Here is a 16628-nt window from a genome sequence, read left to right as displayed (position 1 = left end):
CACCTATATGATAGAAAATCTAGGAATCTTGGGGCTATTTTTAATATCATTTATAGCTAGTTCTTTATATCCACTAGGCTCTGAAGTATTTGTAGCTATGTTTATAAAGTTAGGATACGACAAATATCTAGTCTTACTAGTGGCAACATTAGGAAATACACTAGGAACGCTAAGCACATATGCCATAGGCTATTTTGGTACTAACCTTATTCTTCATAGTAGATTTAAAGAAAATATCAAAAAAGCCATAAAATATGTAAATATTACAAAAAAATTCGGAAGTTTATGTGCGTTTTTTACTTTCTTGCCAATTATTGGAGATATTTTCGCCCTAGCCTTAGGGATTACAAGATGCAATCTAGCCAAAATGATTATCTTTGTAACTCTAGGCAAGACATTAAGATATTATTTAATCATACATTTTATAAGTGCTTAAGCATTGTTTCATACGCTACTTTTGTCCCCTCTCTTACATTTGTAAGTAGGCTTAAGATTATAATTGTAATACTAGCTGCTAAAAATCCCGGAACAATCTCATAAATAGGGAAATTAAAATAAGTCCCTAGATAATTTTTATAAAGCACCACAGTAATAGCGCCTACAACCATACCACCTATTGCACCAACTCTAGTCATTCTCTCCCAAAATAAAGAAAACAACATAACACTACCAAAACTAGCACCAAACCCAGCCCACGCATAAGCAACGATAGATAAAACACTAGAATCCTCATCAAAAGAAATCACAAAAGCAATACAAGCAACGCACAATACGCCAAGCTTACCTATGTTTAAGATTGATTTATCTGATGCATCTGTTTTAAAAATTCTTCTATAAAAATCCTCTGCAATAGTAGAGCTTGATACAAGCAGTTGAGAACTTGCCGTGCTCATAACAGCAGCCAAAATAGCAGAAAGTAAGATTCCGCTAACCCAAGGATTAAACAATACTTGACTCATTACAATAAATATCTTTTCAGGATCTTGTAGTGATAGCTCAAATTTATACACATAAGCAATCCCAATTACACCAATTAAACAAGCACCAATCAAAGAAATAACCATCCAAGAGATTCCAACAATAGTAGCTGCTTTAATATCATTTGTAGAACGAATAGACATGAATCTAACTAAAATATGAGGTTGCCCAAAATATCCAAGACCCCAAGCTAAACTTGAAATAATAGCAATAGCACTAACTCCCTCACCCATGGATAAAGCTTGAGGTTTAATTTCAGATACTATTTTTATACTCTCATCAATACCGCCTAAATGATATATCATCGCACAAGGCACAACAATTAAAGCACCCATCATTAATAAGCCTTGTATAAGATCAGTCCAACAAACAGCCTTATATCCACCAAGAAATGTATATGCTACGATAATGATTGTTCCAGTTGTTAGTGCATACTCATATGCTATACCAAAAGTAGCTTCAAATAGCTTTGCACCACTAACAAGTCCAGCAGATACATAAAATGTAAAAAATATCAAAATAACAATAGCACATAACACACGCAAAATATGCTTATCATCGGAGAATCTAGTCTCAAAATAATCAGGTATTGTAATAGAATTTGCAATTACGCTTGTGTAGATTCTAAGCCTCTTTGCAACAAAGCTCCAATTTAATAATGCCCCAATTGATAAACCTATTGCAATGTAAATTTCACTAAATCCAGTAACATACAAAGCTCCCGGCAATCCCAAAAGCAACCACCCACTCATATCAGATGCACCAGCAGATAGTGCTGATACAACAGGTCCCATAGAACGATTACCTAAAAAATAGTCTTCTGTATTTTTATTTTTGTTATAAAAATAAAATCCAATAAAAAGCATAAGCAATGAATATGCTATAAATGTTGTTGCAATTTCAAAATTAATTTGAACCATTTTTCTCTCCTCTTATGCCAAGATTTCCATATCTGTGATACGAAATACTAAGTGATTTTTCAATTACATAATAAAGCAACTCGAATCTACCATTAATAAGTGGCTTACTTGAAGCGATAATTTTAGCTAACTTCGCACATGACTTATAGATAACATCATCAATACAAGGCTTTGCAAAATACCTAATTCGCTCATATTTTGATACATTTTGTGCAAATTCCTCTTTGCTTTGTTCTACAAATCCAACACTAGCTCCAATTAATGATGATATTTCTTTTAAAAATTCTATATGCTTGTTATCCTTATAGCACACAAAAAGCGGAATCCCCAAAGTATGAGTAGCTATCAAAACTCCTAGCATATCTTTTAGGGAATCTTCACTGCACACATAGTATCCGACATTCTTTACACTCTCATAATAAAACCAATTCTCCTCACCTCTTATATTTACATAGTCTCTTTTGACAGAAAATTCATTTAACTTATGATAAGCATAGCTCTTTGCCATTATAATTGAATCTCGCAAATCATCTTTATTTGGATTTGTTTGCATTAATTTTTCTAAAATTTCAGAAATATTACTATCTATCAAATTCTTTTCTGTTTTGTGTTGTGAAACATTTAAAAATTGGGTTATGTAATTATAAATACCAACTTTTCTGCCAAACCCTATTGCTGATTTTTTCACCCCACCAAATGGCTGTCTTAATACAATTGCACCAGTGCTAGGCTTATTTATATAAATATTCCCAGCTTCTATTTTAGAAGTAAAAATTTCCCATTCTCGCTCATCTAGACTCTCTAATGCTGCAGTTAGTCCATATCCTGTAGAGTTTGCAATAGCTATTGCATCTTCTAAATCTCTAGCTCTCATAACCGATAATATAGGTGAGAATAACTCTTCTTTGTGCATAAACTCACCAACTCTAACTCCATATTTAATACAAGGTGTCATTAAATATGGATTATCATTGACAAAACTAGGTTTTAATGCCCACTCTTGCTCACCCTCTAACTCATTAATAGCTTTTATAGCCTTTTTATCATTGGAGTTTGCTAATGCACCTAACTTATTTTTAAACTCAAAAGGATTGCCAACATTTAATGACTTTGCTGCATCAACTAAAGTAGCTCTAAAATCCAAATCATCATACACCTCATCTTCTAGTATCAAAAGTGAAGTAGCAGAACACTTTTGCCCAGAATTTGAAAAGGCAGAATGAATGACATTTTTGATTGCTTGATCTCTATCGGCAAACCTACTAACAATTGTTGCATTTTTCCCACCAGTCTCTGCACTTAACATTAAAGTAGGATTACTATCTAACATAGCATAAGCCGTCTCTTCTCCTCCAGTTAGCACAGCAAAACAAATAGAAGAATCTTTTAATAAATATTCTGAAATATAAGAACCTTTAGTTGGCATGAAAATTAACGCATCTTTTGGGATTCCAGCCTCCCAAAAACATTCACATATCATATAGCCACTTAATGAAGATAGACTTGATGGTTTATATATTACTCTATTTCCAGCTGCTAGTGGTGCTGCAATAGTTCCAACTGATATTCCAATAGGGAAATTCCAAGGAGCAACCACAACTCCTATACCCTTTGGCGAAAGAGTAGTATTTTCATTTTGTGCCATTAGAGATTCTAAAGAATGAGGATAAAATTCTAAAAAGTCAATAGCCTCACTAACTTCAGCGTCTATTTCTATAAATGTCTTTCCAACTTCAAGCGCTGAAATACCTATTAAATCACCCCTTCTATCTCGCATTATTTGTGCGGTCTTAGCCAATATCTTATGAATCTCACTAAAGTTAGTTTCACTAAATTTAGAATCTTTTGCAATTTTTAAAGCTTCTTGTATATCTTCTTTGCTTGCTAGGTGAATTTTGCCTATATCTTTATTATTTATTCTTTCTTTTATAGTTATTGATTCTGTGCTAGTTTTTAGCTCTTCTTTAGCTACTGCGAACACTTCCATAAATGGCATATTTTCGTATTTTTGTCGTATATTTTTCGCCCATTGCCTATTTTGTGGCAGTATAAAGTCAGTATCAGGTTCATTATAAAAGCTCTTAGTATCATATGAACTTTGAGCCTTTTGTGGTAGTAATCTATTTTGAATCCTATGAGTTTTCGAATCTATTTTGGAAATTCCATCTAAAGATTCTAAAAACAATTTCTTTTGTGTTTCCCACGCATTATCGCCTACTTTTAGGTTAAAGAAATATCTCATAAAATTATCTACACTAGTATTCTCATCAAGCCTTCTCACAAGATATGCAATAGCGTTATTAAAATGAGATTCATCACATACAGGTGCATACAATATTAGTTTATGTAGTTGGGAAATCTCCTTAGCACACTGCATACTCATACCCTCTAACATTTCAAAAGTAAATGAAGAGAATGCATTTTTGTGCTTTATTTTTGTATAAGCATATGAAATCTCAAAAATATTATGACTTGCAATACCTATGTTTATGTATTTGTAATTATCACCACTTAGTATAAAATCAAGCATTTTATTGTAGTTTGAATCTGTATCTACTTTTTTAGAAAATGTAGGTAGCTCCCAACCTCTTTGAGAAGCTATAGTCTCCTCACTTTCCATATTTGCACCCTTAACAAACCTTATCTTAATTGGTTTTTTACCATTTAATACTCTCTCTTTTGAAAATGCAAATAACTTTTGTAGATAATCAAATGAATCAGGGATATATGCTTGAAGAACGATTCCGGCTTCAATATCAAAGTTTGAAATACTCTCCATAAAACTACTAACTGTAAGCTCTAAATCTCTAAATTCTTCCATATCCAAGTTTATAAATTTGCTGATCCCTTGTCTTTCTTGCTCTTCTTGTGCTATTTTGTATAAAAGATTCAACCTCTTTACTATCTCATCTTTAGAGTATTCAAAATCAATTATATTTATCTGCGAGAAGATAGTTGTAATTTTAATTGAAATATATGTTACAAATTTACTCTGCAATGCTTTTTTGTATTTTTCAATTCTATGATTACTCTCATCTTCACCTAAGACTTCCTCGCCTATTAGATTTATATTTAAAGTTATGTTTTCACTAGCTCTCTTATCTATGTGAGATTCTAAAAATGTTGGATTTTCATCTAACACCATACCTTTTGTATCATCTCTTAAATGCTTAACAAAAAATGGCACGCTAAGTTTTGGTGCTACACCGCCAAAACTCAAAAAACAAAATAGCAAAAACTTCTCACTGCTAGTGAAAAAATCAGCAATACCATACTTTCTTAAAATAGTCTCTATAAACTCAAAGGTCGATGATTTGTCTTTACATCTAAATGCACGATCTAATAGCTCTATTAGCATTATTTTATTTTTTGGATTATTTAGCAATTTTTGCATTTTGTTGTGAAATATTTTTTCACTTTGTTGCATATTTGTCTCAATCTTGCCTTGCAATTCTTCTGCGAATTTTAATGATTCATCAATTAAATCTAATTCCATATAAAAACTCCCAAAAAGTAAATTTTTAGTATAACTTTATGTAAATAATAATATTTGAAATTCAATTTTTACAAATATTTTTAGCTTATTTTTAAAATAAAGATAGAAAATATTTATTTTTGTAACACTTATGATACAATGAATCAAAGTTGAAGTTAGGAGGAACACATGAATACAACAATCACTTCAAAACATTTTGAGCTAACAGATTCAATTAAAGACTATATATACAAACTAAGTGATAGCTTGGAGAAGTATAGTTTAGACATCATAAGTAATAGAGTTGTAATATCATATCAAGATAAAAAGGGCAAAGAGAAGAAAAAAAGAATCTTTGAAATAGATTTAACAATCAATGTTGCAAAATCAAATACTATAGTAATAAGCCAAAAAGATAAAGATTTATATGCTGCTTGCGATTTAGCCTTCTCTAGAATGCACAAAATACTAAGAAGATATCATGATAAAATAAACAATAAACACGCTACACCTAGCGAAGAAATAATATCAGCTGATATTTTAAGAGATGAAGCATTAAGCCTAAAAGAAGATGAGATTGTACCAATGGATTTAGATTTACACAAGCCACTTGATATAGATGAAGCACTAGAAAGATTAAAAAGCAGCTCACAACAATTTTTTGTATTTAATGATAAGGATTTAAAAATGAGAGTTATTTATAAAAGAATAGATGGAAAATATGGACTCTACTAAAAAAATATACCTAGTTGGCGGATATGTAAGAGATAAACTGCTACATATAAAATCAAAAGATAAAGACTATGTAGCAGTAGGATATAAGGAATCTGATTTTTCACACTTACAAAAGGTTGGCAAAAGTTTCCCTGTATTTTTACTAGATAACAACTCACAAATTGCACTAGCACGAAAAGAAACAAAGCTAGGGCATGGATACAATGGCTTTTCATACGATACAGAAAATGTAACTTTGCTTGAAGATTTAAAAAGAAGGGATCTCACAATAAACTCTATAGCATTAGATGAAGATAGTGGCGAGATAATAGATCCTTTTGGTGGAGCAAATGATATAAAAAATAAAATTTTACGACATACAAGTAGTGCATTTATAGAAGATCCACTTAGAGTGCTACGCATAGCAAGATTCAAAGCAAAACTTGGACAATTGTGGAAAATACATAAAGATACAAAAGCTCTAATCTATAACATGAAAGACGAACTAAAATACTTAGAACCAAACAGAGTATATAAGGAAGCAGAAACAGCACTTAGCTACAAAAATGCTCATTTATTCTTTGAAAGCCTATTTGAACTTGGAGTGTTAGAATATATCTTTCCAAATATCTACAAGTTAACAACGCTAAAAGAAAGTAGCCTATATCACATGAAAGCTTCTGCATTCTTGCACACCATAAATACAATAAAAAATCTAAAATATGAAAACTTATGCCTAAAACTATCTGCACTATACCATGATATAGCAAAACCACATATATATAGATTCTATGGAAACTCCAACGGACATGATGATATAAAACTAGTAGAATCTCTAATAGACATGCAAATCCCAAACAGACTAAAAAAAGATATACTACTTCTAATACAAAACCACATAAAAATACAAGAAATAGAAAATCTAAAAGCATCTAACATAGTTAGATTATTAGAATCTTATAAAGGTAATTTAGAGCTACTCAATTCACAAATCAAACTATTTAATGCAGATTTAAAAGCTAGAAAAGCATATCGTAGCATAAAAAAAATAGACACAGATAAACTAATAGAAGCATTTAAGAAAATAAAATACTCCCCAAAACAATGGATAGAATCCAAAGAAATTCCACCAAATGCAACACAAATCAAAGAACACATACTGCAAGAAAAAATAAAAATAATAAAAGAAATTTTTTAGTTTCACTTGATACAATTATAAGAATAATTTTTAATTTTGACTAGGTGAAAATATGGAATTTCTAAAAGAAACAATAGACTACGCAATATTCAGTATTTTAGGGATTATGGGCTTTATAGCTTTATGGCTCACTATTGAGAGAGTTATGTTTTTTTCGAAGATAAATTTAAATGACTATGACACTCAAGAATCCTTTGAAGATTCTATTACCAAACATCTAACAACACTATATATAATCTATTCAAATGCTCCATATGTCGGACTTCTAGGCACGGTAATTGGGATTATGATCACATTTTATGATATGGGACTTAGCGGAACGATAGATACAAAAGAGATAATGACTGGACTATCTTTAGCATTAAAAGCCACAGCACTAGGCTTAGCAGTAGCTATACCAACGCTAATTGCATACAATGCACTATATCGCAAGATAACACTGCTTAGCAATACATATAAAAATAAGAATCTAAAATGATAAAAATACCAAAAAACGAATCTCTAAACATAGTTCCATTTATAGATGTTATGCTGGTTTTACTAGCAATAGTCCTTAGTATATCAACATTTATCGCACAAGGAAAGATAAAAATAGATCTACCACAAAGTGCAAATAGCGAATCTCAAAACGATGAGAAAAAAGTAAAAATTCTAGTAGATAAAGAAAATAAAATATATCTTGACGACAAAGAAATATCAATAATTTCGCTAAGAGATTCTATAAATCAAATCGATAGAAAAATGCTAATAGAGCTAAGAAGCGATAAGGAAGCAAAGTTTCAAACTTTTATACAAATAATAGATATTCTAAAGGAAAAAGGACATGAAAACTTCAGCATCGCCACAGAAAAATAGAACACTAAAAGCATTCTTCATAGCATTTGGTATATATTCTATTGCTATTTTTAGTCTTTTATACGCCAATACAAAGCTACCACAAAATGTGGGTGTGCAACCACAAAGTATATCCATCGCACTCACACAATTTGTAGCACAAACAACACCAACACCACAAGAAATAAAACCCATAGAAGAAATCAAAGAAATACAAAAACCAATCAAAAAGAAAAAAGAAAAAAGAAAAAAAGAACCAATACCAACACCACAAAATATAGCACAAACAGAATCCAAAACACAGCCAAGCACCAATACTACAACCGCAACACAAGAACCACAGATACTAGTATTTGGCAAAACAAATGACCCATTTTTAATATCAATAAAACAAGCAATAGATAAAAATCTGCACTATCCAAGAAAAGCTAGAATGATGAAATTATCAGGCATTGTAAATATAAAATTTGAATTATTAAAAGATGGCAGAGTCCAAAATATAAAAATTATAGATTCATCAGGTCATGGTATCTTAGATAAGTCAGCTCATAAGACAATTTTGGACGCGAGAGCATATTTCCCGCAACCAAAAAATAATGTAACAATACAAATACCAATACAATACAAACTAATTTGATTTAAACAGAATGCGATTTATAAATTGTATTGGATTTGCATTTTAGTTTGAAAGTGAGTTAAAGATTCTCTTTTTATAAAATCTCTATGCATACAATCTTGTTTTATTGCAGCTAAACTCTATTCCAATAACAATTTGAAATACATGTATATTTTTATTACATAAATTAAATACGAATCGTGTTTAGCTATATTTGAAACATTGAAGATTAGAGGGCTGGATTATTTCCAGCACTCTGTATTTTCTATACCAACATCTGAAGCTTTAAAATGAGGCTCTTTTCCTTCTGCTCTTTGTTTTTCATAATCTTTTAGAACCTTGATAGCTATTCCACCAAGCTTAATAATTGCAATAATATTAATAATTGCCATAAAGCCCATAAGAACATCTGCCAAATCCCATGCAAGAGAGAAGTTAATCTGTGCTCCAACAAACACCATAATAACAGCAGTTGCCCTAAAGACATTTAACGCCATTTTATTTTCTGTAATAAATCTAAAATTCATTTGAGAATAAAAGAAATTACCAATAAGCGATGTAAAGGCAAATAACACAACAGCAATACTAACAAAATGCATACCAAAGCTACCAAAATATCCTTCCATAGCCTTTTGCATAATTGCCATACCTTGAAGATTCCCCACATTTTCTTGTGAGCAAAGCACGATAAATGCAGTAGCACTACAAATCACTAGAGTATCAATAAATACAGATAATGTCTGAACCATACCTTGTTTTGCTGGGTGGGTTGTATGTGCCGCTGCTGCTGCATTTGGAGCTGAACCCATACCTGCCTCATTTGAGAATAGTCCTCTCTTTATACCTATCACCATAGCACTACCAGCAAAACCACCAAAAATAGCCTCAAAATCAAAAGCTTGTTCTAATACATGAGAGAATACAACAGGGATTTGCTCAAAATTACTAACAATAACAATAAATGCAACTATAAAATAGCCAATTGCCATAACAGGAACTAACACTGAAGTTACAATGGCTGAAGCTTTGTTTTTGCCATAGAAAAACCCAATAACTAATATAGCTAAAATCGCACCTAAAAATATTTTAAAATTACCACCATTAAAAGATTCACTACCAACATACACCTCAAACACAGAAGTTAGAGTATATGCTTGAAGACCATTAAACCCATATGTAAAGCACAGAATAAGAGAAATTGCAAAAATAATACCAAAAGTCCTAGAACCAAGTGCACTCTCTATATAATAAGCAGGACCACCTTTATAGTTATATTCTCCATCTCTCCTTTTATACACTTGAGCTAGAGTACTTTCAACAAATGCACTTGCACCACCCAAAATAGCAGTAACCCACATCCAAAATAATGCACCAACACCACCAGCACTCATAGCAACTGCAACACCAACTATATTACCAATCCCAACCCTAGAAGCAGTAGAAATCATCAATGCACCAAATGGGCTTACATGCTCTTCATGTGATTTCTCTCTTAGAATCTTAAAAACTTGAGGCAAAAATCTAAATTGTATAAATCTAGTTCTTATAGAAAAATATATACCACTAAAAAGTAACAAAAATACCAAAAAATAGGTATACAAGAAAGTATTGATTTCACCAATTAATTCCATATCAAACCCTTATTGTTAAATTTACATCTATCATTTTAGTTATTTATTTTCCAATTTCAAAGAATTATTAAACTTTTGATAAAATTTATTTTTACATTGTTTAATTTTTACACAATAAATCCACCACCTAATACTTTATTCTCTTCATATAATACTAATGCTTGACCTTGTGCTACACCATATGCACTCTCACTTAGTCGTGCTACTATAATTTCTTTATTGCCTTCTCGCTCTAATTCTACTTCTGCCTTAACTTTATGACTCTTGTAACGAATCTTTACATCACATTCTAACTTTGCATTATTAGCAAACAAATCAATCGGCAAAGATACATTTATAGCCCTAACTTCATTTATAGCTAATTCTTCTTTATCTCCAACAACAATAGTATTATTATCAGGATTGATTTTTACTACATAATGTGGTGTTAATGCACCATTTATAGTAAATCCTTTTCGCTTACCTATTGTATATTGCATATAGCCTTTATGCTTTCCTATTTTGTTACCTTTTGTATCAAGAACATCGCCTTCATTATTTGTATTAAAGTGCTTTTCTAGCACATCTACATAAGTATTCTCAACAAAACATATTTCTTGTGAATCTTTATAAGTCTCCAATGTCCCAAGCCATGGAAGCTCATTTAGTGCAATTGGTTTTACATCTTTTTTTATCTTATCTCCTAATGGAAATATAATTCTCTCTATCCATTCTTGTCTTAAACCAAACAAAAAATAACTCTGATCTTTATAAGTATCAACTGCTTGAGCAATTTTAGAATCTATAATCTGTGCGTAATGACCAGTAGCAACAAAATCATAACCAAGTTTATCTGCCATATTAAAAGCTATACTAAACTTTACCTTTGGATTACACATGGCACATGGATTGGGAGTTAATCCCTTTTTATAAGATTCCACAAAGTAGTCATAGACTGCTTCTTTAAATAACCCTCTCTCATCTACAATATCATACGAGATTCCTAGAGCCTCTGCGCATTTTTCTATATTTCTTATATAATAGTTATGTTTTTCTTCTTTATCATGTAATTTCAAATAAACACCATGAACTACATATCCAGCCTTTTGTAACAAATATGCACAATAGCTAGAATCAACTCCGCCACTCATTAACAATAATACTTTTTTCATAATTATTCCTTTGTATACTCTAATTTTTTACCCAAAAATAATGAATTATCAGTATATTTCGCCCACAAAATCTCCAAAGAAAATACCTCTCCTTCGCCTAATTTAGCATAAGGAAATGTTTTATAATACAAAGCTTTCTGCTCTGTTGTGGCATGTTTAAAATGTGCCTTAATTTGCACACCTTGCAATGTTTTTAATGCTCCATCTTTGGCTATATTCACACCACACTTTGGAAACTTCTTTGCCAGTTTTATATGCTTTGAATCAACACTACTTTTAAAAATAAGCTTCAAAGTTTCAACACAAAAAACATAATAGCAACTAGCAGTATATACACAAATGTCATCATATGTATCATCAATGACACTAAGGGTAAGCAGTTTATTGTTTGCTATGAATTTCGATATTCTCGTATCCATGAGGAAATTGTAGCCAAATTTTAAAAAATACAAAATTTAATATTATCTCTGTATTTATGCTACAATTAAATGAAACAAATTATTAAAGGAGAAAATATGAAAAAAATACTTGTAAGTGCAATTGTGGCTGGAATGCTATCAAACATAGCAATGGCAAAAGACGAGACAAAATTATATGATCCAAAATCAGAAAAAAACCATGTAGTTATAAATATGGAAATTTTGGATAAAAATGGCAATAAAAATGCAGGAGAAATAGTAGCTGTTGAAACAAAATATGGAGTAGCATTTTATCCGAATCTAAAAGGTGTAGAAAGCGGGATTCACGGATTCCATATCCATGAAAATGCAGATTGTGGAGCAACTGATAAAGGACTTGGCATGAAAGCAGGTGGACATTGGGACCCAGAAAAAAATGGGGGACACTCATATCCTTGGAGCGATAATGGACACAAGGGTGATTTGCCAGCTATATATTCTGATTCAAACAAGGAAGTTACAACTCCCGTATTAACACCAAAATTAAAATCTCTCAATGAAATTAAAAATCATGCACTAATGATTCATGTTGGTGGTGACAACTATCATGATCACCCAGCAGCATTAGGTGGCGGTGGTGCTAGAATGATTTGCGGAGTTATAAAGTAAAACAAGAGATTCTTAGAATCTCTTGTTAGTTTTTGTATAATTTCCAAAAATTTTGGAGCAGATATGAAAATCGCATTAATTAGCAACTCGCTATTGCTTGATAGAAGTTTGGAAATATACTTAAAAGACTACATTACAAGCTACAAACAATGCGACTTTGTAGTATCCACAGAGAAAATAGAACAATCAGATAAGCCAGTATTTTTGATAGGTGATTATGAAAATTCAAACCTAAAAAAGCCATTTACAAAAGAAATACTACTAGAAAAATTAGAATCTTTTTTTCTAAAACTACAAAAACAAGGTCCAAACACACAAAATATAGAACCAATAAATAATCAAAAATGGCAAGAAATAGTTCAACACTCCACAAAAATAGAAAATAACAACACGAATTTAACATTGCAAGATAAACTAGAAGAAATTCTTAGAAGATACGCAAAAGAAATAGAAGAAACAATAAAAGAACATATAAAAAATGAAAAATAAACAAACCATACAAATAATCGGAGGTAGATTCAAAGGAAGAAAGCTAAAAATGGCAAATCTATCTACAACTAGATCAAGTAAGGCAATTTTAAAAGAATCTCTATTTAATACGCTATATACAGATGTTGTTGGGGTGAATTTTGTAGAATTTTTCGCAGGCACTGGTAGCATAGGCTGTGAGGCTCTAAGTCGTGGTGCAAAATGTGGAATCTTCTTTGAAAAGGACAAAGATTCATATGAAGTGCTAAAAGAAAATCTTCAAACAATATGCAATGATTGTGAGTATAAAATAATATTTGGAGATACATTTTCTAAATATAAAGAATTAAAACCAGAAGAACCAAGCATAGCATACTTTGATCCTCCATTTTGCATACGAGATGGAATGGATAATGTATATGACAAAACTTTTAATATTATAAAAAGCTTAGATTCAAAGGTATTCATATATGTAATAATAGAACATATATCAAACATACAAACTCCACAAAATATCGGGAATTTCACACTAATAAAAAGTAAAAAATTTGGCAATAGCACACTTAGTTACTATAAGGAAATATAATGCAATACTATGGAAGAAATAACAAAAGTCTAGCAAAAGCAATATTTAAAGAAGATTTACAAGATATTATAGACAATAAAGAATGGGAAATAGTTGATATTAGAATGCCAGATGATTTTAGAAGAGGTCATATAAATGGTGCAAAAAATATAACAACACAAGAGGAACTACAAAGTATCTTAGATAGTGGAAAAAATATACTTCTAAACTGCTACTCTGGGCATACCGTATCAGTAATTGGTAGCGATTTAGTTAATTCTGGATATACAAATATATATTTCTTAGATGAGCATATAGAAGACTGCATATGATATTGGCGACCCTTGGAAGATTTGAACTTCCGTTTATGCCGTGAAAGAGCATTATCCTTGGCCACTAGATGAAAGGGTCGTGCGAATTTTAGCATAAGATTACCATTATTTATATCTTATATAACAATTTAATATAATCTAAATGATTGAAAATCAAATACCAAACTAGTTGGAATCTCTAATTTATTATCAACTCTACTCTTTGGCGCAACCACCAATATATAACCACCAGCTCCATTATTATCCCATATACTAAAAAATCCTTTTTAGAGCTGATATACTCTCCATGGCTTGGATCTAATATCTTAATGTAATCTCCATAATAGTTGATAATTACAACAAAGTGTGGATATCGCGGATCATTTTCTATCTTAACTATCATGGGTAAATTTATAAGCTTATTTAATGCATTTCTACCAATCTGATAAGCTCTAATCTCATAACCCATTTCTAAAATGACCTCACTTAAAGACGCAAAGCTAAAAGAATTAGTATTTAACTCATCGCCACTAATAATCTTTAATACATCTAATTCACTTAGCCTTTTATCATCAATCATATTAATCAATGTAGTCAATGAAGAAGCACCGCATGTTTCTTAATATGTCCGCCCTATTACTTTTTAATTTTTTATATCAATATAAGATCTAACTACAAACTCAGCATTGATAATACATGTCAATTAGGAATAATGATATTAAAACTTTCTCCATTTGTATATTCTTTTCTCATATAGCTACCGCCACCAGATACTAATAAATCAATCTCAGGATTCAATGTATAGATAAATGTCTGATTTAAAACAATCCTTTTGTATCATTCCAAATTGTTGGATCGCCACTTATTGAAATATCTGGATATAAATAATATGAATTATAGTTGCCAATGCTTAGAATAGATAAGATAGTGATGCTTCTCAAACATATTTGTTTTTTAAATAACGAATCTATACTTAACCTATCACTTGTAAAAAGCTCTCCAACAAGAAAACATGAAATCAAAATAAAATTCTTACCATGAACTATGTTACCTTTATACTCAAATTTAAAGTATATATTATTACAATTTTATATTAATAATTTTTTAAAAAGTTACAGATATGATTTATAAATCGATACGAAATCGTAAATTTAGTGTAATTGAAATTGCAAGGGACTATACATGAATAAAATATTTATATGTATTATTGTTACTAGTTTATTTATTAATAATTCTTTTGCAAATGATTTATTAGCAAAAGTAAGCAATGGAATCTTAAGTGATAGTTCTAATGAAGTAAGAATCCTTAATAAAGATGAAGAAAAAGAAATTGTAGGTGGGTATATGGTTGGGCTATATGACAGGAATTTATACAATAATGAATTACATGTAATAATGATGCCAACTCAGAAGGAATATGAGCTTGGTCAATTATGCGGGATAGATCAGACATGTTCAAATCCTAGCTCATATAGAGGCAAAGAATGGCTAAGTGCAGTTGGTGGTAATAAAAATCAGTGGCTTGGATATTCTGTTAAGAAAAATATAGGCTATTCCAAATATGGAAAATACGCTTATTTCACATATTCCGCATCTATTTACAATGCTTCAACAGGTACAGCATATAGAACAAACTCTAGCCAACTTCTGAATAACAATATGATAGTAAAGGAACTATCTAGTAAATATAAATCGTTTTTAGAGTTTAAGCTTGGTGGTTTAAGCGTTAATTAAAGTCAAGACTTTATAAGCAATGGAGTTGATATGGTACGCTTTGATCTTAGTTATATGAACATGCAGATTCAAATCAATCAAAATAATACAAATAGGTCATTTGGTTATAAAGTTGATCAAGATGGATTTTTTGATAGCAATTTTAATAAAGCAACAAATATACCAGATAATATTAAAATTGATGCTAATCATATAAATGAATTTTATCAAATTTCTGCAAACTCAAACATTAGAGATTATGGTCATATAGATATAGTAGCTACTCTGTCTAATATATATAATGATTTTTCTAAAATTCCAAGTGAACAAAGGGCTATATTAGCAAAAGAAGAGTTAGAATATAGAGAAGATGTATATGGCGATTTTTTCTCATTTAGAGACGAATTTTTAGATGAAAATGGAAATATTAATGAAAGTGGTGAATTTTTCTTACTTTTTAACAGAATAGCGTCTTTAAATGAAAATATAATTGGTACTCACTCTATAAGAAAACAAGTAGAATATGATAGTGAATTAAGAAATTTTATTAGAAAAAATAGCGTTTATATGATTGAAGGCGATAATGTGTTAAGTGGCATTATGTCGCATGATATTAACACATCATTGGAACTATTGAGCTTAACAGACAAGGAAAAGTTTAAAGAAAAATGGCTTGATGCACTAAAAGAATACAAAAAAAAGCTAGCAACACAAGACAATACCAACAACGAAGACAAACCAACTAAAAGAAAACCTATACAAGGTAAATCAGACAATAATGAAACATATGTAGATGAAAATATAAATAAAGCATTACAAACATTATTAGAAAGCAAATTTAACAAAGAAAAAATGCTTGATATTTTATTTGGAACAAATACCAATAATATAAATGATGATTCTATGGAGATAATATCTGAAATGAATAAAAATAATGTAGAAAATAAAAATAATAAAAAAACTAATTTAGATTTGAAAGTTTAAAAG

17 protein-coding genes, 1 tRNA gene and 2 pseudogenes are annotated in these 16628 nt (G+C 30.6%); 12 read left to right on the top strand and 8 right to left on the bottom strand.

The genetic code is table 11. The features are described 5' to 3' along the window. Nucleotides 1–7: 7 nt before the first annotated feature. A complete protein-coding gene (locus PF021_RS00285) occupies nt 8–436 on the top strand; it encodes a YqaA family protein (protein ID WP_271020389.1) in 429 nt (142 codons plus the stop codon). Here PF021_RS00285 and putP read toward each other — a convergent pair. Together putP and PF021_RS00275 are read right to left on the bottom strand one after the other, a co-directional pair. After that, nucleotides 423–1898: a sodium/proline symporter PutP gene (gene putP, locus PF021_RS00280; protein ID WP_271020388.1), complete on the bottom strand. Its 1476-nt coding sequence runs from the start codon at nt 1896–1898 to the stop codon at nt 423–425. The genes PF021_RS00285 and putP overlap by 14 nt on opposite strands. Then, nucleotides 1885–5394 (bottom strand): bifunctional proline dehydrogenase/L-glutamate gamma-semialdehyde dehydrogenase, encoded by a 3510-nt coding sequence (locus PF021_RS00275; RefSeq protein WP_271020386.1) that lies wholly within the window; start codon nt 5392–5394, stop codon nt 1885–1887. Before PF021_RS00275 ends, putP begins: the two co-directional genes overlap by 14 nt. 168 nt (nt 5395–5562) lie before the next feature. Between PF021_RS00275 and hpf the strand changes: the two genes are divergently transcribed. The 5 genes from hpf to PF021_RS00250 are packed head-to-tail and all read left to right on the top strand — an operon-like array spanning nt 5563 to nt 8756. Continuing rightward, a complete protein-coding gene (gene hpf, locus PF021_RS00270) occupies nt 5563–6108 on the top strand; it encodes a ribosome hibernation-promoting factor, HPF/YfiA family (RefSeq protein WP_271020383.1) in 546 nt (181 codons plus the stop codon). Beyond that, the gene (locus PF021_RS00265; RefSeq protein WP_271020382.1) at nt 6095–7285 is read left to right on the top strand and encodes a polynucleotide adenylyltransferase; all 1191 of its coding nucleotides are present in this window, start codon (nt 6095–6097) and stop codon (nt 7283–7285) included. Before hpf ends, PF021_RS00265 begins: the two co-directional genes overlap by 14 nt. Before the next feature lie 52 nt (nt 7286–7337). Next, a complete protein-coding gene (exbB, locus tag PF021_RS00260; protein ID WP_271020380.1) occupies nt 7338–7763 on the top strand; it encodes a TonB-system energizer ExbB in 426 nt (141 codons plus the stop codon). Then, the gene (exbD, locus tag PF021_RS00255; protein WP_271020379.1) at nt 7760–8140 is read left to right on the top strand and encodes a TonB system transport protein ExbD; all 381 of its coding nucleotides are present in this window, start codon (nt 7760–7762) and stop codon (nt 8138–8140) included. Before exbB ends, exbD begins: the two co-directional genes overlap by 4 nt. After that, the gene (locus PF021_RS00250) at nt 8109–8756 is read left to right on the top strand and encodes an energy transducer TonB (protein ID WP_271020377.1); all 648 of its coding nucleotides are present in this window, start codon (nt 8109–8111) and stop codon (nt 8754–8756) included. Before exbD ends, PF021_RS00250 begins: the two co-directional genes overlap by 32 nt. A gap of 221 nt (nt 8757–8977) precedes the next feature. Here PF021_RS00250 and PF021_RS00245 read toward each other — a convergent pair whose 3' ends face one another. The 3 genes from PF021_RS00245 to PF021_RS00235 all read right to left on the bottom strand — a co-directional run bounded on the left by PF021_RS00245 (nt 8978) and on the right by PF021_RS00235 (nt 11936). Next, a complete protein-coding gene (locus PF021_RS00245) occupies nt 8978–10366 on the bottom strand; it encodes an alanine/glycine:cation symporter family protein (RefSeq protein WP_271020375.1) in 1389 nt (462 codons plus the stop codon). A gap of 107 nt (nt 10367–10473) precedes the next feature. Next, the gene (gene mnmA / locus PF021_RS00240) at nt 10474–11517 is read right to left on the bottom strand and encodes a tRNA 2-thiouridine(34) synthase MnmA (RefSeq protein WP_271020373.1); all 1044 of its coding nucleotides are present in this window, start codon (nt 11515–11517) and stop codon (nt 10474–10476) included. A 2-nt stretch (nt 11518–11519) separates the two neighbouring features. Beyond that, nucleotides 11520–11936: a hypothetical protein gene (locus PF021_RS00235; RefSeq protein WP_271020371.1), complete on the bottom strand. Its 417-nt coding sequence runs from the start codon at nt 11934–11936 to the stop codon at nt 11520–11522. A gap of 96 nt (nt 11937–12032) precedes the next feature. On the opposite strand from PF021_RS00235, the gene PF021_RS00230 reads away from it, so the two are divergent. The 4 genes from PF021_RS00230 (at nt 12033) to PF021_RS00215 (ending at nt 13949) form a co-directional block, all read left to right on the top strand. Next, nucleotides 12033–12584: a superoxide dismutase family protein gene (locus PF021_RS00230; RefSeq protein ID WP_271020369.1), complete on the top strand. Its 552-nt coding sequence runs from the start codon at nt 12033–12035 to the stop codon at nt 12582–12584. A gap of 63 nt (nt 12585–12647) precedes the next feature. Continuing rightward, a complete protein-coding gene (locus PF021_RS00225) occupies nt 12648–13073 on the top strand; it encodes a hypothetical protein (protein WP_271020366.1) in 426 nt (141 codons plus the stop codon). After that, on the top strand, nt 13063–13638 hold the full coding sequence (gene rsmD / locus PF021_RS00220) for a 16S rRNA (guanine(966)-N(2))-methyltransferase RsmD (protein WP_271020364.1): 576 nt from the start codon (nt 13063–13065) through the stop codon (nt 13636–13638). The genes PF021_RS00225 and rsmD overlap by 11 nt, the downstream gene beginning before the upstream one ends. Next, nucleotides 13638–13949 (top strand): rhodanese-like domain-containing protein, encoded by a 312-nt coding sequence (locus tag PF021_RS00215; RefSeq protein WP_271020362.1) that lies wholly within the window; start codon nt 13638–13640, stop codon nt 13947–13949. Before rsmD ends, PF021_RS00215 begins: the two co-directional genes overlap by 1 nt. Before the next feature lie 3 nt (nt 13950–13952). On the opposite strand, the gene PF021_RS00210 is transcribed toward PF021_RS00215, so the two are convergent. The 3 genes and pseudogenes from PF021_RS00210 to PF021_RS00200 form a co-directional block, all read right to left on the bottom strand. Then, nucleotides 13953–14028 (bottom strand) — tRNA-Glu (locus PF021_RS00210). A 49-nt stretch (nt 14029–14077) separates the two neighbouring features. Then, nucleotides 14078–14631: pseudogene (locus PF021_RS00205) on the bottom strand (cysteine peptidase family C39 domain-containing protein). 29 nt (nt 14632–14660) lie between these two features. Then, a pseudogene (locus PF021_RS00200) lies at nt 14661–14953 on the bottom strand (hypothetical protein); the annotation flags it as partial. Between the two features lie 157 nt (nt 14954–15110). Between PF021_RS00200 and PF021_RS00195 the strand changes: the two are divergent. Next, on the top strand, nt 15111–15662 hold the full coding sequence (locus PF021_RS00195; protein ID WP_271020358.1) for a hypothetical protein: 552 nt from the start codon (nt 15111–15113) through the stop codon (nt 15660–15662). A 30-nt stretch (nt 15663–15692) separates the two neighbouring features. Then, nucleotides 15693–16625 (top strand): hypothetical protein, encoded by a 933-nt coding sequence (locus PF021_RS00190; RefSeq protein WP_271020356.1) that lies wholly within the window; start codon nt 15693–15695, stop codon nt 16623–16625. Nucleotides 16626–16628: the final 3 nt, after the last annotated feature.

Source organism: Helicobacter ibis (assembly GCF_027859255.1).
Lineage (GTDB): Bacteria > Campylobacterota > Campylobacteria > Campylobacterales > Helicobacteraceae > Helicobacter_D > Helicobacter_D ibis.
This window is presented reverse-complemented; position numbering and strand designations above follow the sequence as displayed.

Coding starts and splice junctions, on each gene's coding strand:
- PF021_RS00285 (WP_271020389.1), top strand. CDS start 8: ATGATAGAAAATCTAGGAATCTTGGGGCTATTTTTAATATCATTTATA.
- putP (WP_271020388.1), bottom strand. CDS start 1,898: ATGGTTCAAATTAATTTTGAAATTGCAACAACATTTATAGCATATTCA.
- PF021_RS00275 (WP_271020386.1), bottom strand. CDS start 5,394: ATGGAATTAGATTTAATTGATGAATCATTAAAATTCGCAGAAGAATTG.
- hpf (WP_271020383.1), top strand. CDS start 5,563: ATGAATACAACAATCACTTCAAAACATTTTGAGCTAACAGATTCAATT.
- PF021_RS00265 (WP_271020382.1), top strand. CDS start 6,095: ATGGACTCTACTAAAAAAATATACCTAGTTGGCGGATATGTAAGAGAT.
- exbB (WP_271020380.1), top strand. CDS start 7,338: ATGGAATTTCTAAAAGAAACAATAGACTACGCAATATTCAGTATTTTA.
- exbD (WP_271020379.1), top strand. CDS start 7,760: ATGATAAAAATACCAAAAAACGAATCTCTAAACATAGTTCCATTTATA.
- PF021_RS00250 (WP_271020377.1), top strand. CDS start 8,109: ATGAAAACTTCAGCATCGCCACAGAAAAATAGAACACTAAAAGCATTC.
- PF021_RS00245 (WP_271020375.1), bottom strand. CDS start 10,366: ATGGAATTAATTGGTGAAATCAATACTTTCTTGTATACCTATTTTTTG.
- mnmA (WP_271020373.1), bottom strand. CDS start 11,517: ATGAAAAAAGTATTATTGTTAATGAGTGGCGGAGTTGATTCTAGCTAT.
- PF021_RS00235 (WP_271020371.1), bottom strand. CDS start 11,936: ATGGATACGAGAATATCGAAATTCATAGCAAACAATAAACTGCTTACC.
- PF021_RS00230 (WP_271020369.1), top strand. CDS start 12,033: ATGAAAAAAATACTTGTAAGTGCAATTGTGGCTGGAATGCTATCAAAC.
- PF021_RS00225 (WP_271020366.1), top strand. CDS start 12,648: ATGAAAATCGCATTAATTAGCAACTCGCTATTGCTTGATAGAAGTTTG.
- rsmD (WP_271020364.1), top strand. CDS start 13,063: ATGAAAAATAAACAAACCATACAAATAATCGGAGGTAGATTCAAAGGA.
- PF021_RS00215 (WP_271020362.1), top strand. CDS start 13,638: ATGCAATACTATGGAAGAAATAACAAAAGTCTAGCAAAAGCAATATTT.
- PF021_RS00195 (WP_271020358.1), top strand. CDS start 15,111: ATGAATAAAATATTTATATGTATTATTGTTACTAGTTTATTTATTAAT.
- PF021_RS00190 (WP_271020356.1), top strand. CDS start 15,693: ATGGTACGCTTTGATCTTAGTTATATGAACATGCAGATTCAAATCAAT.